We start from the raw sequence: 22,615 nt of genomic DNA, 5'->3' as shown, positions 1-22,615 counted from the left end.
GCTGGCCGGCCGGGACGGTGAATCTAAGCGAATCTTGGACAGTTTCCGTTAGCGGCTAACGGAAACGGTCCAAGATCTCGTGTCCCTAGACCGCGCCTGAGGCCAGGCGGCTGGTCAGGCCTGCGACGCGCCTGAGGCCAGGCGGCTGGTCAGGCCCTGGGTCGCGCCGAGGTCCTCGTGGGGCACGACGAAGGAGGCGCAAGGCGGTCAGGTGCGCCAGATCGACGCGGCCACCTCGCGCCGCCGCTCGGCGAACGGGCCGTCGCGTGCCGTCGCCGCCAGGAGGCAACGGAGGTCCGACTCGAACGCGGGGAGCCGTCCACCGAACAGGTGCGGCGCCGAACTGGACAGCGAGAACACCGCCGACATGACCTCCTCGACGCGGCGTTCCACGACCATTCCCTGGTCGATCGTGAGATGGGTGGGGTCGGTGAAGCCCGCCTGCCGCATGATCTCGTCCTCGCCGCCCGGGGTGCCCGCCGGCAGCCACCCCTGCCCCGCCCGGCGGACCGGCCCCAGATAGCTGGCGACCAGGTCGTCGATCTGCCGCCACGGTGGCCGGGGGTACGGCAGCGGGTCGTCCCCCGCCACGCCCTGGTGCGTGTTGGCGTGGACGTGGACCCACGCCCCGCCGGGCACGAGCATGCTCCGGACCCGACCGGCCACCAGCGGCCGGTCCATCCAGTGGAACGACTGGGCGAACGTGACCACCCGGAACGTACCCAGATCGGCCGGCAGTTCCTCGGCGCGTAAATGTCGCCACTCGACGCTTGTCAGTCCCACCTCGCGCGCCCTGCGGCCTGCCTCTACGAGCATGTCCCGGTCGGCGTCGACGCCCACCGCCGCCTCGAACAGGGGCGCGAGCAGCAGCGTCAACGACCCCGGCCCGCAGCCGACGTCCAGGAGCCGGCCGGTGCCATCGAGTCCGAGTGCCGTCGCGACGGCGTCCGCGAGGCTGGGCGGGTACGGCATGCGTCCGACGCTGTAGTGACTGGCGCTGCCCGCGTACAACGTCTCGTCCCACTGCCAAGCCGCGTCGGTCACGACATCGATGAGACCACAAGACGAACGCCCGGCCGACCGATAAAGGTCTGCCGGGCGTTGGTGCTGCTCAAGCGAGCGGAGGATACGAGATTCGAACTCGTGAGGGTGTAAACCCAACACGCTTTCCAAGCGTGCGCCCTAGGCCTCTAGGCGAATCCTCCGCGAGCCAGGATACAGGCCCTCGTCGGCTGGGCCACCCCACCACCCCCTGAAGATCGACGGGCCGTCGGGTAGGCTGGGCGTCACCTCCCGTGCGGCGGTATCTCGTGAACCTCCCCAGGGCCGGAAGGCAGCAAGGATAAGCGAGCTCTGCCGGGTGCACGGGAGGCCTTTTTGTCTGCGGGCCGGTTGATCCACTCGACATCCTTGATGTCGGGGTGTCCCGGGCCTGCGGACACCCCGATTTCCAGGAAGCCGGGTCGATCAAGCGCGGCAACCTCCGGCAACCCCAGCGCGCCGGGGTGGTGGGTGGTCACCCGCGCCCGACCGGCGCAGAATGGCTCGGTCGAGAGGAGGCGGGACGAGTGACGCTGGCGCTCTACCGCAAGTACCGGCCGCGTACCTTCGCCGAGGTCATCGGTCAGGAGCACGTGACCGAGCCGCTGTCGCAGGCGCTGCGCAGCGGCCGGCTCAACCACGCCTATCTCTTCTCCGGCCCACGTGGCTGCGGTAAGACGTCAAGCGCCCGGATCCTGGCCCGCTCGCTCAACTGTGAGCAGGGCCCCACCCCCGAGCCGTGCGGCAAGTGCGAGTCCTGCCGCTCGCTGGCCACCGACGGCGCCGGCTCCATCGACGTGATCGAGATCGACGCCGCAAGCCACGGCGGTGTCGACGACGCCCGTGAGCTGCGCGAGCGCGCGTTCTTCGCGCCGGCCAGCAGCCGCTTCAAGATCTACGTGATCGACGAGGCGCACATGGTCTCGACACAGGGCTTCAACGCCCTGCTCAAGCTCGTCGAGGAGCCCCCGGAGTACGTCAAGTTCATCTTCGCCACCACCGAACCGGAGAAGGTCCTCGGCACTATCCGGTCGCGGACCCACCACTACCCGTTCCGGCTGATCCCGCCGAAGGTGCTCCGCCCGTACCTCGAGCAACTCACCCAGGCCGAGGGCGTCGCCGTCGAACCGGCGGTCTTCCCGCTCGTGGTCCGTGCCGGTGGCGGCAGCGCCCGGGACAGCCTCTCCGTGCTCGACCAGCTCATCGCTGGCGCCGGCCCCGAAGGCGTCAGCTACGCGCGGGCCGCGGCCCTGCTCGGGGTCACCGACGCCGCGCTCATCGACGAGATGTGCGACGCGCTGGCCGCCGGGGACGGCGCCGCCGCGTACGCCACGGTCGACCGGGTGGCCGAGGCCGGCCACGACCCACGCCGGTTCGCAGCCGATCTGCTGGAGCGGCTGCGCGACCTGATCGTGCTCCAGCAGGTGCCCGACGCCGCGGCGAAGGGCCTCATCGACGGCCCCGCCGACCAGATCGAGCGGATGGCCGCCCAAGCCTCCCAGCTCGGCCCGGGCACGCTGTCCCGCTGCGCCGACATCGTCCACGACGGCCTGGTGGAGATGCGCGGCACCACCGCGCCCCGCCTGCTGCTGGAGCTGATCTGCGCCCGGATGCTCCTGCCCGGCGCCGACGACTCCACCCGCGGCCTGCTCCAACGCCTGGAACGCATGGAACGCCGTCTCACCCTGACCGGCACCGACGCGCCGCCGGCCGCCGCAACCAACCCAGGGGTACGCCCACAGCAAGCCCCTCCGGTTCCGGCTGCCGCACCGACCTCTGCACCGCCGTGGTCCGTCGACCCGGTGGCGCCCTCGGCGCAGACCACCGCTGCCTCGGGTGCTACCGATTCCGGCTCTGCCGCGTCGCATGCTGCGGGTGTCGACTCGCCGATCGCGGTGTCGCCCGGCGCGTCAGCCGGCGGGCAGGCAGTCGCCGATCGGGCCGTACCCGTCTCGCCCGCCGGGCCGGGCACCGGCTCGCCGGCCCCACGCCGTGTGGTGCCGCCGTCGGCGGTGCTACCCGACCCGGCCACGCCCGAGCCGCCTCGACCGGGTGCGCCGGCCGCTGCGCTGGACGCGGTAGCGGTCCGACGGGTCTGGCCCGACGTGGTCGGCAAGGTCAACCGGACCAACAAGCGGATCGCAGCCCTCATGCGCGACGCCGTGGTACGCGAACTCGACGGCGACATGCTGGTGTTGACGGTGAAGTCGACAGTGCTGGCCAAGATGATGGCCGACCACGCGGCGGTGCTCACCGATGCGCTCTACGAGGAGTTGGGCGGGCGCTGGCAGATCCGCTGCGAGGTGGCCGGCGAACGGGGCGCTGCGTCGCTGTCCGGCCCGCCGCGCTCGCAGCCAGCCGCACCGGCCCGTCCCGCCGCACCGCCGGCCGCACCTGCCGAGCCGTCGGCACCGAATCCGTCTGCCGCATTAGTACCGCCGAGCGCGCAGCCCGTGACGAGCCTCGACACTGCTGCTGCGCCGCCGAGCGCTCAGCCCACCGGTCGGACATCAACCGCTGCTTCCGGCCCGACCAGCGCGCCGTCTGCCCCAGCGAATCCGTCAGGCGTCGCTGGCCCGGGTGCCGGCGGCGGCGTAGCTGCTGCAACGGGCACGCCCGGCGGCCAGGGTGCTGGTGGACACGGCTCTGGTGGTCAGGGCTCCGGCGGGCACGGCTCCGGTGGCCACGGTGCGGGCCGGCAGGGTGGAGCGCCGCCCGCGGCCGCGGCGGATGACGATGACGACTGGCCGGAGGCGGCCCGCCCCGGCGGCGATGCCGCCGCTGCCGAGGCGGCGGATGACGAGGACTGGCCGGAGGCCGCCCGTCCGGGTGGCGTGTCGGCCGGAAGCGACGCGGGCTCCGGCGCACTTGACGGCTCCGGCTCGGCGCCTACAGCGACCGGCACGCACGGCACGGGCACTATCGGCACCGGCAGCAACGCCACGGGCACTATCGGCACGGGCAGCAACGGTGCCGGCGGTCACGGCACCGGCGCGCACAGCGCTGGAGCAGGTAATTCCGGTCCAGCCGCCAGCGGCGGTAACCCGGGGGCGCGCGGGAACTCGGCACCGGCGGCCCGGCAGCCGGCTTCAGCCGGTGGCGCCCCGGTGAGCAGTGCCATCGCCGCAGCTCGCGCGGCGGCCGCGGGGCGCGGTGCGCGTACCGCATCGGCAGGCCGGCCTCCCGCGGACGCCGAATGGGCCGGCGAACCGCCCTACGACCCGGACTTCGACGGACCGTTGCGGGGCGGGCGGCCCGGCGCGGCGGCACCGGCGGCGACGCCCACCTACGAGGGGTTCGACCCGGGCGACGAGCCGTTGGACGAGGTCATCGACGAGAAGACCGCGCGGGAGTCCAGCGAGGAGCAGGCGGTACGGCTGCTCCGCGAGACGTTCGGCGCCGAGAAGATCGACGAGGTCGACGCCCGCTAGTCAAACCGTGCGCGCCCAACCCTCGCGCGTCGATCATGGAGTTGTGGTGGGGGACAAACCACCCCTCACTGATCAAAGCGGGCACCACAACTCCATGATCGACGGGGCGAGGGTGGGACGGGCAGGGCGGGGCTAGGCGGGGCAGGGGCGCCGGGGGCTGGGGTTGGAGTTTCGGCTAGTAGGACTCCTGCGCAGCAGGCCCACAGGGGGAACGGGAGTACGGCTATGCGTTCCATGCCTCCCACCCCGATCCCTACGCCTTGTTGGGCGGCGAACAGCACTGTTCCTACCAGCGCGGTGAGCCCGGCGGCGAGGGTGAGCCGCCGCCACCGGCCGAGCAGCGTGCTGCCTGGGGCGAAGCCGGCGAGGAGCAGACCGATGTTGCCCACTCCCATGATCAGGAATGCGCCGAGGACGTGCAGGTTCTCGTCGACGTCGGCCGGGTAGCGGGCGGCGAGGGCGTACCCGATGGTGGCCAGCAGTAGCAGCGCCTGGGCCGAGCGGACCACACCGCCGCGACCGAGGATGCGCCAGGTCAGCAGGAGGCCGACGGCGAGGAGTGCGGCGGTGGCCAGCATCGCGGTGTTCATCAGCGGGTGCCAGGGCGAGCAGACGTAGCGGGGGCGGGTGGTGTCCCAGATCCCGCAGTGGACGTTGCCGAGGTCGCTGATGTTGTTTGTGGCCCAGCTGTAGGTGGGGTCCTGCCAGCGCAGGCCGGTCACCAGGTTGGCGACCAGGAAGACCGGTGCCGCGGCCACCAAGCACAACGCGCCGACGCGGCCGGTGCGGTTGAGATTCATGACGTCGAGCAGACCAGTGCGGCGGTGCCCGGCGCACTACCGCCAGATGGCCGATTGCGGGTGGTGGTAGCCGTACCCGGGGTCGTTCCGGCTGCTCGGCGTGGGCGCGCGCACCGGGCGGGGCGGGGGCGGCCACAGCGGTTAGGCTGGGCGGCGGCCGAGCAGACGAGTGCGAGAAGGAGCCATCCGTGCGCCCAGGTGGACAGCCGAACATGCAGCAGATGCTGAAGCAGGCGCAGAAGATGCAGCAGCAGATCGCCGCCGCGCAGGCCGAGTTGGCCGAGGCCGAGCTGACCGGTACGGCGGGCGGTGGACTTGTCACCGCGACCGTGTCCGGCTCCGGTGAGCTGAAGGCGATCAAGATCGACCCGAAGGCCGTCGACGCGGACGACGTTGAGACGCTTGAGGACCTTGTGGTTGCGGCCGTGCACAACGCCGCCGAGGCCGCACGGGAGCTGACCGAGCGCAAGATGGGCCCGGTCGCCGGTGGCATGGGCGGCCTCGGCCTGCCCGGTTTCTGAGCCGGCAGATGTACGAAGGTGCCATCCAGGACCTGATCGACGAGCTCGGTCGGCTGCCGGGCGTCGGCCCGAAGAGCGCTCAGCGGATCGCGTTCCACGTCCTGTCGGCGGATCCGGCCGACGTCAACCGGCTGGCCGGCGCGCTGCGCAAGGTCAAGGAGCTGGTGCGGTTCTGCACGACCTGCTACAACGTGGCCGAGTCCGAGCAGTGCCGGATCTGCCGCGACCCGCGCCGCACCAACGAGGTGCTGTGCGTGGTCGAGGAGCCCAAGGACGTGGTGGCCATCGAGCGGACCGGCGAGTTCCGGGGTCGCTACCACGTGCTCGGCGGCGCGATCAATCCGCTGGAGGGGATCGGGCCGGACAACCTGCGTATCCGGGAGTTGCTGATCCGGCTCGGTGACGGGACAGTGCGGGAGTTGATCCTTGCCACCGACCCGAACACCGAGGGCGAGGCGACCGCCACCTACCTGGCGCTGATGGTGAAGCCCATGGGCATCGCGGTGACCCGGTTGGCCAGTGGGCTGCCGGTCGGGGGCGACCTGGAGTACGCCGACGAGATCACCCTTGGTCGGGCCTTCGAGGGGCGCCGGGCAGTCTGAAATCCGTTTCGCGCAGCCGATGGTCGGTACCCGGTCCGGGTGCCGACCATCGCCACGTCGTGCCCTTGTCGCTGCCCTGAAATGATCTGACACCTGCGTGCTCATCGGGCCGATTAGACGTAACAGTTTGGCATCGTGGATTCAGATTGTTCGGTGCAGAGCGACGTTGGCCTTCGATTCGAATGTCAAACGGCTGTTGGGGCACGATCCGATACCAACCGTCCACCCGCCTGTTTCCGGCTGGACGCCACGGGAGCTATGGTCACCGCCATCGGTGACCCCTGTCACCACGTTGTCCGTACCCCCAAGGACGAGGTGAAGCACGATGCGTGCACCCAGGCCGAAGGTCGCGATCGCGGCCGTCGCGGTCGCGGCCCTCGCGGTAGCAGGCTGCGCCGAGAGCAACCGCGACGACAGTTCCAGCGATAGTAAGAAGGACACCCTCGTCTTCGGCGTCGCCGGAGACCCGAAGGTGCTCGACCCGAGCTTCGCCAGCGACGGCGAGTCGCTGCGTGTGGCGCGTCAGGTCTTCGAGACCCTGGTCCGCCCGGAGGAGGGTGGCACCAAGGTCACCCCCGGTCTGGCCGAGTCCTGGACCCCGGACGCCGCCGGCACCACCTGGACCTTCAAGCTCCGCTCCGGTGTGAAGTTCCACGACGGCACCGACTTCAACGCCGAGGCCGTCTGCGTCAACTTCAACCGTTGGTACAACGCCAAGGGCCTCATGCAGAGCCCGGACGTGACCGCGTACTGGCAGGACGTCATGGGTGGCTTCGCCGCCAACGAGAACGCGGACCTGCCGCCGAGCCTCTTCAAGTCCTGCGCCGCCAAGGACGCGACCACCGTGGACCTGTCGTTCACGCGGGTCTCCAGCAAGATCCCGGCCGCGCTGATGCTGCCCTCGTTCTCCATCCACAGCCCGAAGGCGCTGCAGGAGTTCGACGCCAGCAACGTGGGCGGCACCGCGGACGACATCAAGTACCCGTCGTACGCCACTGAGCACCCGACCGGCACCGGCCCGTTCAAGTTCAAGTCCTGGGACGTCGCGAACAAGACGCTGACCCTGGAGCGCAACGAGGACTACGCCGGCACCAAGGCCAAGCTGAAGACCCTGATCTTCAAGACGATCTCGGACGAGAACGCTCGCAAGCAGGCGCTGCGCTCCGGTGACATCCAGGGCTACGACCTGGTTGGCCCGGCCGACGTTGAGCCGCTGAAGAGCGAGGGCTTCAACATGCTCACCCGCCCGGCGTTCAACGTGCTCTACCTGGCGATCAACCAGAAGGGCAACCCGAAGCTCGCCGACCTGAAGGTCCGGCAGGCCATCGCGTACGCGCTGAACCGTCAGCAGCTTGTCGACTCGAAGCTGCCCCCGGGCGCCAAGGTCGCCGACAACTTCATGCCCGACACCGTCGAGGGCTGGAACGGCGACGTCACCAAGTACACCTACGACCCGGCCAAGGCGAAGGCGCTGCTGGCCGAGGCCGGCGCGTCGAACCTCACGCTGAAGTTCCACTACCCGACCGAGGTCACCCGGCCGTACATGCCGAACCCGAAGGACATCTTCGAGCTGCTCTCGGCGGACCTGAAGGCGGTCGGCATCACGGTCGAGGCGATCCCGCTCAAGTGGAGCCCGGACTACCTCAACGCCACTACCTCGGGCAACAAGCACGATCTGCACTTCCTCGGCTGGACCGGTGACTACGGCGACGCCTACAACTTCATCGGTACGTTCTTCGACCGGCCGAAGGACGAGTGGGGCTTCAACAACAAGGCCCTGTTCGACCAGTTCAAGGACGCGGACGGCACCGCCGACATCGCGGCCCGGACCGAGAAGTACAAGGCCCTGAACAAGTCCGTGATGGACTTCCTGCCTGGTGTGCCGATCTCGCACTCGCCGCCGGCGATCGTGTTCGGCAAGGACGTGACCGGCGTCAAGGCGAGCCCGCTCACCGACGAGCGCTTCGCCACCGCCGAGTTCAAGTAAGTCCTGATCTGACGCAAGGAACGCGGGCGGGCGCTGTCGCACAGCGCCCGCCCGCAACCCTCCGCACCCCTTCGAGGCCGCCGTGTTCCGGTTCATCGTCAGGCGCCTGCTTCAGCTGATACCCACGCTGTTCGGGCTCTCCCTTCTGCTCTTCATCTGGCTCCGCCGGCTGCCCGGCGGCCCGGAGACCGCGATCCTCGGCGAGCGCGGTACGCCCGAGATGCGTGCCGCCATCCGCCGCAACATGGGCCTCGACGAGCCCATCCTGGTGCAGTACGGGCGGTTCGTACGCCGGATGATCAAGCTCGATCTGGGCACCTCGACCTCCACGAAGCGGGCGGTCACCACCGAGTTCATCGAGCGCTTCCCCGGAACCGTGGAGCTGACGATCACCGCGATGGTGATCGCGATCGGCGTCGGCATCCCGCTGGGCTATCTGGCCGCCCGCCGTCGGGGCCGGTTCCTGGACCACGCCTCGGTGGGCGGGTCGCTGATCGGCATCTGTATCCCGGTCTTCTTCCTCGGCTACGTGCTCAAGGCGATCTTCTCGGAGAACCTGCACTGGTTCCCGTCCAGCGGTCGGCAGGACCCGACGCTCGGCGCGACCCGGATCACCAACTTCTTCGTCCTCGACGGGCTCATGACCCGCGAGTGGGACGCGGCAGCCGACGCCCTCTGGCATCTCGTGCTGCCCGCCATCGCGCTGGCCAGCATCCCGCTGGCGATCATCGTCCGGATCACCCGGGCGAGCGTGCTGGAGGTGCTCAACGAGGACTTCGTCCGGACCGCCGAGGCCAAGGGTCTGACCGAGCGGACGGTCCGTACCCGGCACGTGCTGCGTAACGCGATGCTGCCGGTGGCCACGTCGATCGGCCTGCTCGCCGGCGGTCTGCTCTCCGGCGCCGTACTGACCGAGACCGTCTTCGCCTTCAGCGGCATCGGGGCCTTCGTCGCCGAGGCCATCGGCCAACGCGACTATCCGGTGCTGATGGGCTTCATTCTGATCATCGCGGTGGTGTACGTGCTGGTGAACCTTCTGGTCGACCTCTCCTACAGCTTCATCGACCCGAGGGTGAGGGTGCGATGACCCTCAGCCCGGGCAAGAAGCGCGAAAAGATCGACCGGCTCTCGGAGTTGGCCGCCCGCGACGACGAGCGTGGCGTCAGCCTGTGGCAGGAGGCTTTCCGCCGGCTGCGCCGTAACCCGGCGGCAGTCGTCGGTGCGGTCATCCTGGCGATCTTCGTGTTGGTCGCGGTGATCGGGCCGTTCCTCGTGCCGTACGCGCCGACCGACACGATCGGCATCCGTGAGGGTCTGATCAAGCCGGGTGTCATCCCCGGCCCCAACGGCGACCACTGGTTCGGCTACGACCACCAGGGTCGTGACGAGTTCAGCCGGATGATTGTGGGTGCCCGGCAGACTCTGCTGGTCGGCGTGGTCTCCACACTGATCGGCCTGGCGGTCGGCGCGCTCATCGGCGGCGTCTCCGGTGCCGCGGCCGGCCTCGGTGGCCGGTGGGGGCGGTGGATCGACACCACCCTGATGCGGTTCGTCGACATGCTGCTGGCGATGCCGAGCCTGCTGCTGGCGGTAAGCATCGCCGCGCTGCTCGGTGCCAGCCTGACCACTGTGATGATCGCGGTCGGCGTGGTCTCGGTGCCGGTCTTCGCCCGGCTGCTGCGCGGCTCGATGATCTCCCAGGCCAACAGCGACTACGTGCTGGCGGCCACCTCGCTCGGCGTGAAGAAGTCGAAGATCGCACTGACCCACGTGGTGCCGAACTCCCTCGCCCCGGTGATCGTGCAGGCCACCCTGACCCTGGCCACCGCGATCATCGAGGCCGCGGCGCTCTCGTTCCTGGGTCTGGGCAACCCCGACACCGCCGTACCGGAATGGGGGGTCATGCTCGCCGACGCGCAGCAGTACCTCGGCATCCGACCGTCACTGGCGATCTACCCGGCGGTCGCGATCATCATCACCGCGCTCGGCTTCACCCTGCTGGGTGAGGCGATGCGCGAGGCCCTCGACCCGAAGCTGCGGAAGTAGGCCCCCTGATGGCACTGCTCGAAGTGGACGATCTGTCCGTCACGTTCGCCCGGCGGGGCCAGCGGGCCGTGCACGCGGTCGACGGCGTGTCCTTCTCCGTCGACGCCGGTGAGGTCGTCGGCCTGGTCGGCGAGTCCGGCTGCGGCAAGAGCGTCACGTCACTGGCGATCATGGGCCTGTTGCCGAAGCAGCCTGGCCTGCGCGTCGGTGGCAAGGCCGTCTTCGACGGCACCGACCTGCTCCAGCTCGACGACCGGTCCCGGCGTGACATCCGGGGCCGGGACATCGCGATGATCTTCCAGGACCCGCTCTCCTCGCTGAACCCGGTGATCCCGATCGGGTTGCAGGTGACCGAGGTGCTCGCCCGGCACCGGGGGATGAAGGGCGAGACCGCGGCCAAGGAGGCTGCGTCGCTGCTGGACCGGGTCGGCATCCCGGACCCGAAGCGCCGGCTGAAGGAGTACCCGCACCAGCTCTCCGGCGGGATGCGGCAGCGGGCGTTGATCGCGATGGCGGTGGCCTGCCAGCCTCGGCTGCTGATCGCCGACGAGCCGACCACCGCGCTGGACGTCACCATCCAGGCCCAGATCCTGGAGCTGCTCAAGGAACTGGTCCGGGACTCCGGCACCGCGCTGCTGATGATCACGCACGATCTCGGTGTGGTGGCCGGCATGGTCGACACCGTCAACGTGCTCTACGCCGGCCGGGTCGTGGAGACGGCCCGCCGTCGTCCGCTGTTCCGCGAGCCGCGTCACCCGTACACAGTGGGTCTGCTCGGTTCGGTGCCGCGCCTGGACGCCGGGCGGGGCGAGAAGCTCACCCCGATTCCCGGTTCGGTCCGGGATCTGCTGCCCTGGCCGGATGGCTGCGCCTTCGCCCCGCGTTGCGCCCGCCGGATCGACGAGTGTGTGGGGCAGCCGCCGGAGCTGGTACACACCTACGACGGGCGGAGCTACCGGTGCGTCAACCCGGAGCCCGTGCCCGGCACGGTGCCCGCCCCACGCGAGGAGGAGCCAGCGTGAGCGACAACGACATCCTCGTCGAGGTACGCGACCTGAAGGTGCACTTCCCGATCAGACGGGGAGTGCTCTTCGACCGGGTGGTCGGGCATGTGAAGGCCGTCGACGGGGTCGACCTGAGCATCCCGCGCGGCAAGACGTACGGGCTGGTCGGTGAGTCCGGCTGCGGAAAGTCGACGCTCGGTCGTGCACTGCTCCAGCTCACACCGCCGACCGCGGGCGAGGTGAACTTCGACGGCGTCGAGCTGACGAAGCTGCCGGCGGGCAAGCTGCGCACCATGCGGCGCCGGATGCAGATGATCTTCCAGGACCCGATGTCCAGCCTCGACCCCCGGCAGAACGTCGAGTCGATCCTGACCGAGGGCCTCCAGACCCATGGGATCGGCGCCGACCGCAACGACCGTCGGCGGATCATCGGCGAGACCCTTGACGCTGTGGGGCTGCCCCGTTGGGCGCTGTCCCGCTACCCGCACGAGTTCTCCGGCGGGCAGCGCCAGCGCATCGGCATCGCCCGTGCGGTGGTGCTCGGGCCGGAGCTGATCGTCGCCGACGAGCCGGTCTCGGCGCTGGACGTCTCGATCCAGGCCCAGGTCGTGAACCTGCTCGACGAGCTACAGGACAGCCTCGGGCTGACCTACCTGGTGATCGCGCACGACCTGGCGGTCGTGCGGCACATCTCCGACACTGTCGGCGTGATGTACCTGGGCGCGCTTGTCGAGGAAGCGCCGAGCGACCGTCTCTACACCGAGCCGCTGCATCCGTACACCCGGGCGTTGATGTCCGCGGTGCCCGTGCCGGACCCGGATGTGGAGGACCGGCGGGAGCGGATCCTGCTCGCGGGCGACCTGCCCTCGCCGGCCAACCCGCCGTCCGGCTGCCGTTTCCACACGCGCTGCCCGTGGGCGCAGCCCACCCGCTGCGCCGACGAGCGGCCGGTGCTGCGGGAGATCGGCACCAGCCGGGTGGCCTGCCACTTCGCCGAGCAGATCGCCAGCGGGGAACTGCGCCCGCACAAGGTCAGCGTGCAGATCGTCCGCCCCGAGGGCGAGGGCGAGTCACCGGGCGTGGTCTCCGCACCCAGCGAGCCCGGCTCGTACGTCTGACGGGGCGCGGGGCCGTTGCCTCGTGAGCGTGATACCTCTGAGTCATCAAGATGACTCAGAGGTATCACTTTGTCGGGCGCGGTCAGCCCTCCGGGCGGTGCAGCAGTGCCACAGCGACACCGTGCACCGCGTCCAGCCCTGCCGGGTCGCCCAGCGGGACCGACCCGCCGGTCACCGCGTACCACTCGTCGGCGTCCTTGTACTGCACCTGCAGCGTGACCTTGCCGTCCGCGTAATCGGTGCGCAGGGTCAACTCGCCGGTGACGACGCCGACCTCGTCGGTCATCACCCCGCCCGGCCCCGGCACGATGTCGGCGGTACGGCTCTGCGCGCCGCCGGCACCGTCGGAATCCGCGACCATGCCGGCCCCCGGCACGGCGGCCGGGGTCTCGGCGGCACCGTCCGCGGTCATGCCTGCTGTGGCCGGGGTCTTGTCACCAGCCCCCTCGGCCTCTGTCACGAATTGCTCCCCACCCTGCAGCCCTCCAACATGTCGGTCAGAGCGGACTTCTCCGCACTGGTCACCGTCAGTCGCCAGTAGTGCTTGACGGCTACCCAGTCTTCCGCGTACTGACACCAGTACGACCGGTTTGCTGGCTTCCACTGGGACGGGTCCTGGTCACCCTTCGACCGATTCGACGACGCCGAAACCGCGAAGAGCTGCGGTCGTGTGGTGTCGTTCGCGAAATCGCCGCGCTTCGCGTCGTCCCACTCGTCGGCACCCGAGCGCCACGCGTTGGCCAACGGCACCATGTGGTCGATGTCCACGTCGGAGGGGTCGGCGGCGCTGCGACCGTCGTACACGCTCTCCCACCGACCACCGACCACGTTGCAGCCCGACAGCTTCACGTCCTCGCCGTCGCGCTGCAGGATGGTGTCCCGCACATCGCAGTTCTTGCCGGTGTTCCGCCAGTGCGGAAAACGGCTCCGGCTGTAGCCCTTCATCGAGCCTGCTTCGGCGACGGTCAGCTCACCCAACTGCTGGGCCGTGTTGCCGCCGCCACCCGACGACGGGGCAGCCTCCGGTTCATCCGGTGGGACACAACCGGCAACGCCAAGCGCCAGCGCCGCGACGAGCGCGGTCACCGCCGCGCGCGATCCTGATCTGGTACGCACAGACGACACCTCTCCAGCTTGCGGGCTCCCGGCGATTGCGCACAGTACCCGGGGAACGGTTTCGGCGTTTCGTGGCGTCTCCCACATCCTGCAGGGCAGATTGGTGAGATGACCGCCTCCGCACCCGCGCCCGCTCTGCGGATGGGCACCGCCGCCGGTCGGGGGACGCTGCTCGCCGCAGTCCTCGCCTCCGGAATGGTCTTCCTCGACAGCACCGTCGTCAACGTGGCGCTGCCGAAACTCGGCCAGGATCTCGATGCCAATGTGGCCGATCTTCAGTGGACCGTCAACGGCTACCTGCTGATGCTGGCGGCGTTCGTGCTGCTCGGCGGGGCACTCGGGGACCGTTTCGGCAGGCGTCGGGTCTTCCTGATCGGGGTGGTGTGGTTCACCGTCGCCTCGGTGCTGTGCGGGCTGGCCCAGGGCACCGGCGCGCTCATCGCGGCCCGGTTCCTCCAGGGTATCGGCGGCGCGCTGCTCACCCCCGGGTCCCTGTCGGTGCTCCAGGCGAGCTTCCACCCCGACGACCGAGGGCGGGCGATCGGTGCCTGGGCCGGACTGTCCGGTGTCTCCACGGCATTGGGTCCGTTCATCGGCGGCTGGCTGATCGACGCCCTGTCCTGGCGGTGGATCTTCTTCCTGAACCTGCCGCTCGCCGTACTCGTGGTGCTGGCCGCCGTGCGGTGGGTGCCGGAGAGCCGTGACGAGAACGTCTCGCGGACGCAGGGACCGGGGCGCACCCGACGCCGGTTCGACGTGGCCGGGGCGCTGCTCGGCGCGCTCGCACTCGCCGGCATCACGTACGCCCTCATCGACGCGCCCGCGCGCGGCCACACCTCCGCCCCGGTGCTTGTCGCGGCGCTCGTCGGAGTGCTGGCCGCAGTGGCGTTCGTCCTCTTGGAACGGCGACGCGGCGACACGGCGATGCTGCCCACCGGGCTCTTCAGCAGTCGACTCTTCTCGGTGCTGAACATCTTCACAGTGGTGGTCTACGCGGCGCTCGGCGGTTTCACCTTCTTCTTCGCCGTCTATCTCCAGAACGTCGTCGAGTGGTCGGCCTTCCGCACCGGGATCGCGCTGCTGCCGATGACGGTCCTACTGCTCGTCGGATCGGCACGGGCCGGTGCGCTGTCCGCGCGGATCGGCCCGCGGCTGCCGCTTGCCGTCGGGCCGGTGGTGGCCGCCGCCGGTCTGCTGCTGCTCCGCAGCGTCGGGCCGGGCGCGTCGTACTGGCGGGACGTACTGCCGGGAGTGCTGCTCTTCGGTCTCGGGCTGACCCTTGTGGTGGCGCCCCTGACCGCGTCGGTGCTGGCGGCGGTGCAGGATCGGTTCTCCGGGGTGGCCAGCGGCTTCAACAACGCCGCGTCCCGGGCCGGCGGTCTGCTAGCGGTCGCCGCGTTGCCGCTGCTTGTCGGCCTCTCCGGTGGCGGGTACGAGCAGAAGGCCGCGCTCACCGACGCGTACCGTGCTTCGTTGCTGTGGTGTGCGGGCCTGCTGCTGGCCGGCGCCGCGCTGGCGCTCGTGCTGGTCCACCGACCGCCCCGCGCGGCCCCGCCGTCGCAGCCCTGCCACTCGATGCCCGCCGCGACACCTCCGCGATAGGAAACGCCCCGATGTAAGGAAGGGCCCCTTGTTAACGCCTGGGCGCTAACAAGGGGCCCTTCCTTACAGCTCAGCGGCGGGCGCGGTTGACGGCGCTGGTGACCGCCTTGATCGAGGCGGTGACGATGTTGGCGTCGGTGCCGACACCCCACACCGTGTGACCGTCCACCTCGCACTCCACGTACGCGGCGGCCTGCGCGTCCCCACCGGAGGACAGCGCGTGCTCGTGGTAGTCGAGCACCCGGACGCCGACGCCGATCGACTGGAGCGCGTTGACGTACGCATCGATCGGGCCGTTGCCGATCGCCGTGAGCGACCGCTCCTCGGCGCCGACGCCGACCTGGGCCTCGATCTCGACCTTGCCGTCGGTGGTGCCGATCGTGTAGCCGGCCAGCCGGACCGCCGGGTCAGGCTGGTGGTCGAGCAGGTAGTGCGTCGCGAAGATCTCCCACATGGCGGCCGGCTCGACCTCGCCGCCGTCGTGGTCGGTGACCTGCTGCACCACACCGGAGAACTCGATCTGGAGCCGCCGGGGCAGGTCCAGCTGGTGCTCGCTCTTCATGATGTACGCGACGCCGCCCTTGCCGGACTGCGAGTTGACCCGGATGACCGCCTCGTAGGTGCGGCCCAGGTCCTTCGGGTCGATCGGCAGGTACGGCACCGCCCAGGTCTGCTCGTCCACCGGTACGCCGGCCGCCTTCGCGTCGGCGTTGAGGGCGTCGAAGCCCTTCTTGATGGCGTCCTGGTGGGAGCCGGAGAAAGCGGTGTAGACCAGGTCGCCCGCGTACGGGTGGCGCTCGTGCACGGGCAGCTGGTTGCAGTATTCGACGGCCCGCCGGATCTCGTCGATGTTGGAGAAGGAGATCATCGGGTCGATGCCCTGGGAGAACAGGTTGAGCCCCAGCGTCACCAGGTCGACGTTGCCGGTGCGCTCGCCGTTGCCGAACAGGCAGCCCTCGATGCGGTCCGCGCCGGCGAGCAGGCCCAGCTCGGCGGCGGCCACACCGGTGCCCCGGTCGTTGTGCGGGTGCAGGCTCAGCACCACGCTGTCGCGGCGCGGCAGGTGCCGGTGCATCCACTCGATCGAGTCGGCGTACACGTTCGGCGTCGCCATCTCGACGGTGGCCGGCAGGTTGATGATCAGCGGGCGGTCGGGCGTCGGGTCGATCACGTCGATCACCCGGGAGCAGACCTCCAGCGCGTACTCCAGCTCGGTGCCCGTGTAGGACTCCGGCGAGTACTCGTAGAAGATCTCGGTGTCCGGGGTGTGGATCTCTGCGTACTTCTGGCAGAGCCGGGCGCCGCTGGTGGCGATGTCGGCGATGCCGTCGCGGTCCAGGCCGAAGACGACCCGGCGCTGGAGCGTGGACGTCGAGTTGTAGAAGTGCACGATGGCCCGCTTCGCGCCGCGCAGCGACTCGAACGTCCGGTCGATCAGGTGCTCCCGACACTGGGTGAGGACCTGGATCGTGACGTCGTCCGGGATCATGTCCTGTTCGATGAGCTGCCGGACGAAGTCGAAGTCGGTCTGGCTCGCCGACGGGAAGCCGACCTCGATCTCCTTGTAGCCCATCTGCACCAGCAACTGGAACATCCGGCGCTTGCGCTCGGGCGACATCGGGTCGATCAGCGCCTGGTTGCCGTCGCGCAGGTCCACCGCGCACCACCGCGGCGCGGCCTCGACGTGGCGGGTGGGCCAGGTGCGATCCGGCAGGTCGATGCGGAACTGCTCCTGGTACGGCTGGTAGCGGTGGTACGGCATTCCGCTCGGGCGCTGCCGGGCGAAGGGATCGGTCTCAGCGTCGGTGACAGGTTGAGCCATCTCAGAGTGCTCCCTGGAACATGTGGCGTCAGCAGATCGGAAGGTGTCGGCGAGGCGTCGGGCTGCGGTGCCCACGCGACTGCCGATGAGAAGCTCGGATGTGCTGGACGGCGCGATGCGACTCCGCGACGAGGTGCCGGCCGGTTAGGCCTCGTCGCGGCGGCTAAGGAGAAGAAGCGCCTGCCACATGACCAGGTCACCCTACGTGATGGAACTGGGGGTGGAAAGGAACGTCCGGACTATGGGACCGACGTCATGTTCTCCTCCGGGTCCATGGCACCCAGCCTCGGCGTCCGCTCAGCCCAGGCCACCACGGGCACGATCGCGAGCCCGACCAGAACGAAGATCGCCGCCGTCGGATACCAGCCCCAGCCGCCGGTGGTCACCCCGAGCGCCGTCAGCCCAGCCGGGGCGATCAGGAACTGCACCTGCGTGCCCAGGCGTAACGCCCCCACGTAGGCGCCGCGCTGGTCGGTCGGTGGCAGGGTGGCCGTGAGGCCCCAGGTGCCCGCCGACTCGATCAACTCGGCGAGGATCAGCAGCGTCGCGGCGGCCACGAGCACCACGATGGTGAGCCCACCCCGGGTAACGCCGGAGATCGGCAGGACCAGGCAGAACACGGCGATAAGCAGGCCGCCCCGGCGCGACGCCCGCGCCGCGCCCGCAGCGGTGTCGGCGCCCCGGCTGACGCGTACCTGGAGCAGCACGATCAGGACCGTGTTGAGCAGCACCAGAGCGGCGATCACCGTCTTCGGGGCATCCGTGTGGGTGAGGATCCAGAGCGGCATCACCGTCAGGTACAGCACCCCGTGCGCGGTGAGCAGCCCGGACAGCAGGGACACCGCCAGGAACGGCCGGTCCCGCAGCACGGCGAGCCGGCTCATCGGCTCCGTGGGCCGGACCACGTGGGGCAGCCGTGGCAGTCGCCGCACGAACAGGGCCGTCACCAGGATCACCGACGAGATGAACCAGACCATCCCCCGGTACGCCGCCATCGTGTCCACCGCCAGCACCACGCCGCTGATCACCGCGCCCAGCCCGAACCCGACGTTCAGCGACGAACGCTGGTACGCCATCCCCGTGACCCGTTCCGCCGGAGGGAGCGCGTTGATCGAGTAGACCTGACGGGCCACGCCGGTGGCGGCGTCCACGGTCGCCAGCGCCACCACCACGGCGAGGAAGCCCGCGAAGCCGCCGACGAACGGGTACGTCGCGAAGAGCATCGCGTCCAGCACCAGCCCGAACACCCAGACCCGCTGCGGTCCGTACCTGTCGGTGAGCCCGCCCAGCGGGACCGTGCCCAGCAGCGACACCCCCGCCGCGATGGACAGCCCCAGCCCGACCTGGGCGGCGCTGAGCCCGAGCGCCCGTGTGAAGAAGACGGCGCTGCCGGCGTGGAACAGGCCGCTACCGACGGCGTAGACCATTGCCTGCACGGCCAGGGCGCGGGTCAGCCCGGGCGGCGGTACGACGTTTTGGACGGCGGTGCGGATGATGTCTCTGGCCCCCATGGCTGCTGAGTGAATCGTGCCCCCACGGCATCGGTCGAACCTTTTAGGCTGGGCCGAATCGTGCGGGGGTGCGTGTGTCGGAGTTGCGGTTCAGCCTGGCCGACGTCGCGGGAGTGCGGCTCGCCGTGTCGCCGGTCAACGAGACGGTCATGAGCATGTGGGCGCTTGGCAGCCCGGTCCGCTATGCGGTGCACCTGCCCTGGATCGACAGGGCCCGGGTGACGGTGCGTCGTCCCGAGGTGGCCGCCCGGGTTCGCCCGCTCACGGAGTTGGCCCGGGCGGGTTGCTGGTTGCCCGACTTCCTCACCCCGGCGGCCCGACCGAACGTGGAGATGGCCGAGCAACTGGACCAGATCGCCGCGACGCCGCCGGCCGTGGTGGTCCAGGACCTGCTGGCGACGACCACCCCGCGCCGGCCGCTGAGCCCGTTCGGGTTGGCGCTGCTCGCCGATCCCCGCAGGCTGCTGCCGCAGCTCGTCGACGCCGTACGGGTCTGGTACGACGAGGCGATCGCCCCGGACTGGCCGCGGATGCGGGCGCTTCTCGACGCCGATGTGGCGTACCGCGCCGCTCAGCTCGCCGAGGGCGGTGCCGGCCGGTTCTTCGAGCAGCTCCACCCGAGCCTGCGCTGGCTCGGTGACCGGGTGGTCAGCGACGACCCGTTCGAGCGGGACTTCGACCTGCGCGGTCGTGGGTTGGCGCTCAACCCGACGGTGTTCACCGAGCGGCGGGTGCTGTGGAACCTGCTGGAGGACTCGCTGCCGGCCGGCGCGTACCCGGTCCGGGCTGTCGGAACGCTCTGGGAGGCGACCCCGTCGCCACCTGGTGACTCGCTGGCACGGGTGGTCGGCCCGGGCCGGGCGGCGCTGCTGCACCTGCTCGACACCGCGACCAGCACCACCGATCTGGCCCGACTCACCGGGATGTCCGCCGGGAACGTCTCCCAGCACCTGGCCGCGCTGCACGCCGCCGGCCTGGTCCACCGGGTTCGGCAGGGCCGGCACGTCCTCTACGGCAATACCGAGGCCGCGAAGGTCCTGCTCCGGGCAAGCCGTGGCGGGTGATCCGAGGGGCGCTCAGCAGAGCAGCAGGTCGGTGACCGGGCGGCGGTGACGGAGGCCGGTTTCGCGGGCGCGCAGGTCGGCCGGGAGGGCGAACGGGTCCCCGAGACGGCCGACGGCGGCGACAACCAGCGGGCGTACGCCGACGGGCAGGTTGAGCTCGGTGGCGAGGCTGACCTGGTCGAAGCGGGTGAGTTGACGCACGTGCAGGCCGAGCGCGGTGGCCTGAAGGGTCAGGTGGGCCATCGCCTGACCGAGGTCGTACGCGGCACGCTCGGCGTCCCCGCCGGTGTGCGCGCCGACCACCAGTGTTGCGGCGTGCCGGGCCCAGCACTGGTCGTCGTCCGGGAGGCTGACCATGATCCGCTTCCAGTTCTCGTCGTCCCGGTGACCGAGGGCGAACCGCCAGGGCTGCCCGTTCTCCTCCGACGGCGCCCAGCGCGCGGCCTCCAGCAGTGAGGCCGCCTCGTCCGGGGTCAGCTCGGCGCGGGGGTCGAAGGCCCAGGGGCTCCAGCGGAAGGCGAGCAGCGGGGTGAGGTCAGCCATGCCGAGAATCGTCCTGTATGGGTGATTCGCCGCTCAGGATGGGCTCCCCAAATGTGGTCAATGACACCCGTAACGGGACGAAGGTCAAGACGTTCCCGCGCCTGGGCTGTCCGACGGGTCAGGAGTCGGCGGCGCCGCCGTGCCGAGGGGCTCCACGTCCACCACCACCGGCCCGGCCAACTGCACGCTCGCCGGCGCGGGACCGGGCGGGGCGGCCAGCCGCAGCGTCCCGGCCGCCGTCCGGACACCTGTCGGCGTGCCGTCCCGGTCGTAGCAGTAGATGCCGACGTCCAACGGGGCGTTCAGCGAAGCCGAGGTGGACTCCACCGAGTAGCAGGCGCCGGTGACGCCCTCCTGCGGGCTGGCCGGAGCCACCGCCAACGGCGCACGCCTGTCGGTAAGCACAGCCAGCCAGTCGGTGAGCGGATGGTGGACGCGAGGGTCCAACCGGCGCGGGAGCGCGTCGTCGCGATCCCCGAGGCGTACGCAGTGCGCCGGCTCCGGTCGAGCGCTCGACGGCAGGGCGCACTGGAACAGCCCGTCGGTGGTGGCCGCCAGCGAGACGTCGACGGTGCCGCCAAGCGCACCACCTGGCACGTCGACCCGCCAACTGCCGTCGTTCGCGCTTGCGAACACGATGCTGCGGTCCGGTCGGCCGGGCTGGCTGAAGACGTACTGCGCCACGAGGTGGCGATCCTGCGCGGCCGCGGCCAGGGCGGCCAGCTCGTCCCGGGCGGCGTCCACCCTCACCGGCCCGGGATCGACAGGCGGTGGGGGAGCGGGTTGCTCGCTGGTGCAGGAGACCAGGACAGCAGGCAGGGCGAACACGAGCGGCCCGAGCACGCGGCCGGCCGAGCGGATGAGGACGGGCACCGGCTCATTCTGATGGGTGCCGCAGGATCGCGGGGGAGCGGCGCGCGGCGTGCCCTCGGCGTGTCGGGCGCGGCGTGCCGACGTACCGTGCGGGCTTGCGGACCTGGTCACCCGCGCTGGCCGTTGGCCCGCGCGGGCCGGATGGTGGGATCACACAACCCGGCGTCCTGACCCGCCGGATACCCTCATGGGGTCTGACACGCGCCGCCGGCCCCGGTTCCGGCGGCGTCGGCACGCTCAGGGACGCTGGGAGGGAGTGCACCGTCGTGGCACTCGTGGTGCAGAAGTACGGCGGGTCCTCCGTCGCCAATGCCGAGCGCATCAAGCGGGTGGCCGAGCGCATCGTCGCCGCCCGTAAAGCTGGCGACGACGTCGTGGTGGTGGTCTCCGCGATGGGAGACACCACCGACGAGTTGCTCGACCTGGCCAATCAGGTCAGCCCGTTGCCGCCGGGCCGCGAGCTGGACATGCTGCTCACCGCCGGGGAGCGGATCTCGATGGCCCTGCTGGCCATGGCGATCCACAACCTGGGGTACGAAGCCCGCTCGTTCACCGGCTCGCAGGCCGGCGTGATCACCACCTCGGTGCACGGTCGCGCACGGATCATCGACGTCACCCCCGGGCGGCTCAAGGGCGCGCTCGACGAGGGCGCTGTGGTGATCGTGGCCGGTTTCCAGGGCGTCTCGCAGGACACCAAGGACGTCACCACGCTGGGTCGGGGCGGTTCGGACACCACTGCCGTGGCGCTCGCCGCCGCGCTGCACGCCGACGTGTGCGAGATCTACACCGACGTCGACGGCATCTTCACCGCCGACCCGCGGATCGTGCCCAACGCGCGGCACATCCAGCAGATCACCTACGAGGAGATGCTGGAGTTGGCCGCGTGCGGCGCCAAGGTGCTGCACCTTCGTAGCGTGGAGTACGCCCGCCGGGCGGGGTTGCCGATCCACGTCCGTTCGTCATACTCGACCAACACCGGCACGATGGTCACCGGATCGATGGAGGACCTTTCCATGGAGCAGGCACTGATCACCGGGGTCGCACACGACCGCAGCGAGGCCAAGATCACGATCGTCGGTGTGCCCGACGAGCCGGGCGCCGCCGCGCGGATCTTCGACACCGTCGCCGGTGCCGAGATCAACCTCGACATGATCGTGCAGAACGTCTCCACCGAGGGCACCGGCCGGACGGACATCTCGTTCACGCTGCCCAAGGCCGACGGCCCGACCGCGATGGCCGCCCTCAGCAAGATCCAGGAGCCGGTCAAGTTCAAGGGCCTGCTCTACGACGACCACGTCGGCAAGGTCTCGCTGATCGGCGCCGGCATGCGCTCGCACCCCGGTGTGGCCGCCGGCTTCTTCGCCGCGCTCGGCGCGGCAGGTGTCAACATCGAGATGATCTCCACCTCCGAGATCCGGGTCTCCGTCGTCTGCCGGGACACCGACCTCGACGCCGCGGTGCGCGCCATCCACGACGCGTTCGAGTTGGGCGGCGACAGCGAAGCCGTTGTCTACGCGGGGACGGGTAGGTAGCG

19 protein-coding genes, 1 tRNA gene and 1 other RNA gene are annotated in these 22,615 nt (G+C 70.3%); 12 read left to right on the top strand and 9 right to left on the bottom strand.

The window, feature by feature from the left end:
• Positions 1 to 207: 207 nt before the first annotated feature.
• Both ADK66_RS12850 and ADK66_RS12845 read right to left on the bottom strand, forming a co-directional pair.
• Entirely contained in the window at positions 208 to 1,044 is an 837-nt protein-coding gene (locus ADK66_RS12850) for a class I SAM-dependent methyltransferase (protein ID WP_053654900.1), read from the bottom strand.
• Positions 1,045 to 1,120: 76 nt separating this feature from the next.
• A tRNA-Ser gene (locus ADK66_RS12845) sits at positions 1,121 to 1,205 on the bottom strand.
• A gap of 82 nt (positions 1,206 to 1,287) precedes the next feature.
• Here ADK66_RS12845 and ffs point away from each other — a divergent pair.
• Positions 1,288 to 1,377, top strand: an RNA gene (gene ffs / locus ADK66_RS30720) — signal recognition particle sRNA small type.
• 191 nt (positions 1,378 to 1,568) lie between these two features.
• Positions 1,569 to 4,472: a DNA polymerase III subunit gamma and tau gene (locus ADK66_RS12840; protein ID WP_053654898.1), complete on the top strand. Its 2,904-nt coding sequence runs from the start codon at positions 1,569 to 1,571 to the stop codon at positions 4,470 to 4,472.
• Positions 4,473 to 4,537: 65 nt separating this feature from the next.
• On the opposite strand, the gene ADK66_RS12835 is transcribed toward ADK66_RS12840, so the two are convergent.
• Positions 4,538 to 5,272 carry a DUF998 domain-containing protein gene (locus tag ADK66_RS12835; protein WP_082377413.1) on the bottom strand — a complete coding sequence of 245 codons (735 nt, stop codon included), beginning with the start codon at positions 5,270 to 5,272 and terminating at the stop codon, positions 4,538 to 4,540.
• A gap of 212 nt (positions 5,273 to 5,484) precedes the next feature.
• Between ADK66_RS12835 and ADK66_RS12830 the strand changes: the two genes are divergently transcribed.
• The 7 genes from ADK66_RS12830 (at position 5,485) to ADK66_RS12800 (ending at position 12,550) form a co-directional block, all read left to right on the top strand.
• Positions 5,485 to 5,793, top strand: a complete 309-nt coding sequence (locus tag ADK66_RS12830) for a YbaB/EbfC family nucleoid-associated protein (protein ID WP_030489880.1) — start codon at positions 5,485 to 5,487, stop codon at positions 5,791 to 5,793.
• 8 nt (positions 5,794 to 5,801) lie between these two features.
• Positions 5,802 to 6,395, top strand: a complete 594-nt coding sequence (gene recR / locus ADK66_RS12825) for a recombination mediator RecR (protein WP_053654896.1) — start codon at positions 5,802 to 5,804, stop codon at positions 6,393 to 6,395.
• Between the two features lie 325 nt (positions 6,396 to 6,720).
• On the top strand, positions 6,721 to 8,382 hold the full coding sequence (locus ADK66_RS12820) for an ABC transporter substrate-binding protein (protein WP_053654894.1): 1,662 nt from the start codon (positions 6,721 to 6,723) through the stop codon (positions 8,380 to 8,382).
• Positions 8,383 to 8,464: 82 nt separating this feature from the next.
• Positions 8,465 to 9,469 (top strand): ABC transporter permease, encoded by a 1,005-nt coding sequence (locus ADK66_RS12815; protein ID WP_053654892.1) that lies wholly within the window; start codon positions 8,465 to 8,467, stop codon positions 9,467 to 9,469.
• Positions 9,466 to 10,428: an ABC transporter permease gene (locus tag ADK66_RS12810; RefSeq protein ID WP_053654889.1), complete on the top strand. Its 963-nt coding sequence runs from the start codon at positions 9,466 to 9,468 to the stop codon at positions 10,426 to 10,428. The genes ADK66_RS12815 and ADK66_RS12810 overlap by 4 nt, the downstream gene beginning before the upstream one ends.
• An 8-nt stretch (positions 10,429 to 10,436) precedes the next feature.
• A complete protein-coding gene (locus ADK66_RS12805; RefSeq protein WP_053654888.1) occupies positions 10,437 to 11,450 on the top strand; it encodes an ABC transporter ATP-binding protein in 1,014 nt (337 codons plus the stop codon).
• Positions 11,447 to 12,550, top strand: coding sequence for an ABC transporter ATP-binding protein (locus ADK66_RS12800; RefSeq protein ID WP_053654886.1), 1,104 nt, complete (start codon positions 11,447 to 11,449; stop codon positions 12,548 to 12,550). The genes ADK66_RS12805 and ADK66_RS12800 overlap by 4 nt, the downstream gene beginning before the upstream one ends.
• An 82-nt stretch (positions 12,551 to 12,632) precedes the next feature.
• Here ADK66_RS12800 and ADK66_RS12795 read toward each other — a convergent pair whose 3' ends face one another.
• Both ADK66_RS12795 and ADK66_RS12790 read right to left on the bottom strand, forming a co-directional pair.
• Positions 12,633 to 13,031: a hypothetical protein gene (locus ADK66_RS12795; protein ID WP_053655080.1), complete on the bottom strand. Its 399-nt coding sequence runs from the start codon at positions 13,029 to 13,031 to the stop codon at positions 12,633 to 12,635.
• Positions 13,007 to 13,666, bottom strand: a complete 660-nt coding sequence (locus ADK66_RS12790) for an HNH endonuclease family protein (protein ID WP_053655078.1) — start codon at positions 13,664 to 13,666, stop codon at positions 13,007 to 13,009. Before ADK66_RS12790 ends, ADK66_RS12795 begins: the two co-directional genes overlap by 25 nt.
• 108 nt (positions 13,667 to 13,774) lie before the next feature.
• Between ADK66_RS12790 and ADK66_RS12785 the strand changes: the two genes are divergently transcribed.
• Entirely contained in the window at positions 13,775 to 15,268 is a 1,494-nt protein-coding gene (locus ADK66_RS12785; RefSeq protein WP_053654884.1) for an MFS transporter, read from the top strand.
• A 70-nt stretch (positions 15,269 to 15,338) separates the two neighbouring features.
• Here ADK66_RS12785 and leuA read toward each other — a convergent pair whose 3' ends face one another.
• On the bottom strand, positions 15,339 to 17,090 hold the full coding sequence (gene leuA / locus ADK66_RS12780; RefSeq protein WP_053654882.1) for a 2-isopropylmalate synthase: 1,752 nt from the start codon (positions 17,088 to 17,090) through the stop codon (positions 15,339 to 15,341).
• A gap of 239 nt (positions 17,091 to 17,329) precedes the next feature.
• On the bottom strand, positions 17,330 to 18,601 hold the full coding sequence (locus ADK66_RS12775; RefSeq protein WP_053654880.1) for an MFS transporter: 1,272 nt from the start codon (positions 18,599 to 18,601) through the stop codon (positions 17,330 to 17,332).
• A 68-nt stretch (positions 18,602 to 18,669) separates the two neighbouring features.
• Between ADK66_RS12775 and ADK66_RS12770 the strand changes: the two genes are divergently transcribed.
• Positions 18,670 to 19,665, top strand: coding sequence for an ArsR family transcriptional regulator (locus tag ADK66_RS12770; protein ID WP_053654878.1), 996 nt, complete (start codon positions 18,670 to 18,672; stop codon positions 19,663 to 19,665).
• 12 nt (positions 19,666 to 19,677) lie between these two features.
• Here the strand turns inward: ADK66_RS12770 and ADK66_RS12765 are convergent, their stop codons facing one another.
• Positions 19,678 to 20,208, bottom strand: a complete 531-nt coding sequence (locus ADK66_RS12765; RefSeq protein ID WP_053654876.1) for a nitroreductase family protein — start codon at positions 20,206 to 20,208, stop codon at positions 19,678 to 19,680.
• A gap of 84 nt (positions 20,209 to 20,292) precedes the next feature.
• Positions 20,293 to 21,081, bottom strand: a complete 789-nt coding sequence (locus ADK66_RS12760) for a hypothetical protein (protein WP_231640011.1) — start codon at positions 21,079 to 21,081, stop codon at positions 20,293 to 20,295.
• A gap of 266 nt (positions 21,082 to 21,347) precedes the next feature.
• On the opposite strand from ADK66_RS12760, the gene ADK66_RS12755 reads away from it, so the two are divergent.
• Positions 21,348 to 22,613 (top strand): aspartate kinase, encoded by a 1,266-nt coding sequence (locus ADK66_RS12755; RefSeq protein WP_053654874.1) that lies wholly within the window; start codon positions 21,348 to 21,350, stop codon positions 22,611 to 22,613.
• Positions 22,614 to 22,615: the final 2 nt, after the last annotated feature.

Origin of the sequence: Micromonospora sp. NRRL B-16802 (genome assembly GCF_001279555.1) — a bacterium.
GTDB lineage: Bacteria > Actinomycetota > Actinomycetes > Mycobacteriales > Micromonosporaceae > Micromonospora > Micromonospora profundi.
The sequence above is the reverse complement of the archived record's forward strand: the minus strand, read 5'-3'. Positions and strand labels throughout refer to the sequence as shown.

Excerpts from the sequence above, each read along its gene's own strand:
- ADK66_RS12835 (WP_082377413.1), bottom strand. The coding sequence starts at position 5,272 with ATGAATCTCAACCGCACCGGCCGCGTCGGCGCGTTGTGCTTGGTGGCC.
- ADK66_RS12785 (WP_053654884.1), top strand. The coding sequence starts at position 13,775 with ATGACCGCCTCCGCACCCGCGCCCGCTCTGCGGATGGGCACCGCCGCC.
- ADK66_RS12775 (WP_053654880.1), bottom strand. The coding sequence starts at position 18,601 with ATGGGGGCCAGAGACATCATCCGCACCGCCGTCCAAAACGTCGTACCG.
- ADK66_RS12765 (WP_053654876.1), bottom strand. The coding sequence starts at position 20,208 with ATGGCTGACCTCACCCCGCTGCTCGCCTTCCGCTGGAGCCCCTGGGCC.
- ADK66_RS12820 (WP_053654894.1), top strand. The coding sequence starts at position 6,721 with ATGCGTGCACCCAGGCCGAAGGTCGCGATCGCGGCCGTCGCGGTCGCG.
- ADK66_RS12830 (WP_030489880.1), top strand. The coding sequence starts at position 5,485 with ATGCAGCAGATGCTGAAGCAGGCGCAGAAGATGCAGCAGCAGATCGCC.
- recR (WP_053654896.1), top strand. The coding sequence starts at position 5,802 with ATGTACGAAGGTGCCATCCAGGACCTGATCGACGAGCTCGGTCGGCTG.
- ADK66_RS12805 (WP_053654888.1), top strand. The coding sequence starts at position 10,437 with ATGGCACTGCTCGAAGTGGACGATCTGTCCGTCACGTTCGCCCGGCGG.
- leuA (WP_053654882.1), bottom strand. The coding sequence starts at position 17,090 with ATGGCTCAACCTGTCACCGACGCTGAGACCGATCCCTTCGCCCGGCAG.
- ADK66_RS12810 (WP_053654889.1), top strand. The coding sequence starts at position 9,466 with ATGACCCTCAGCCCGGGCAAGAAGCGCGAAAAGATCGACCGGCTCTCG.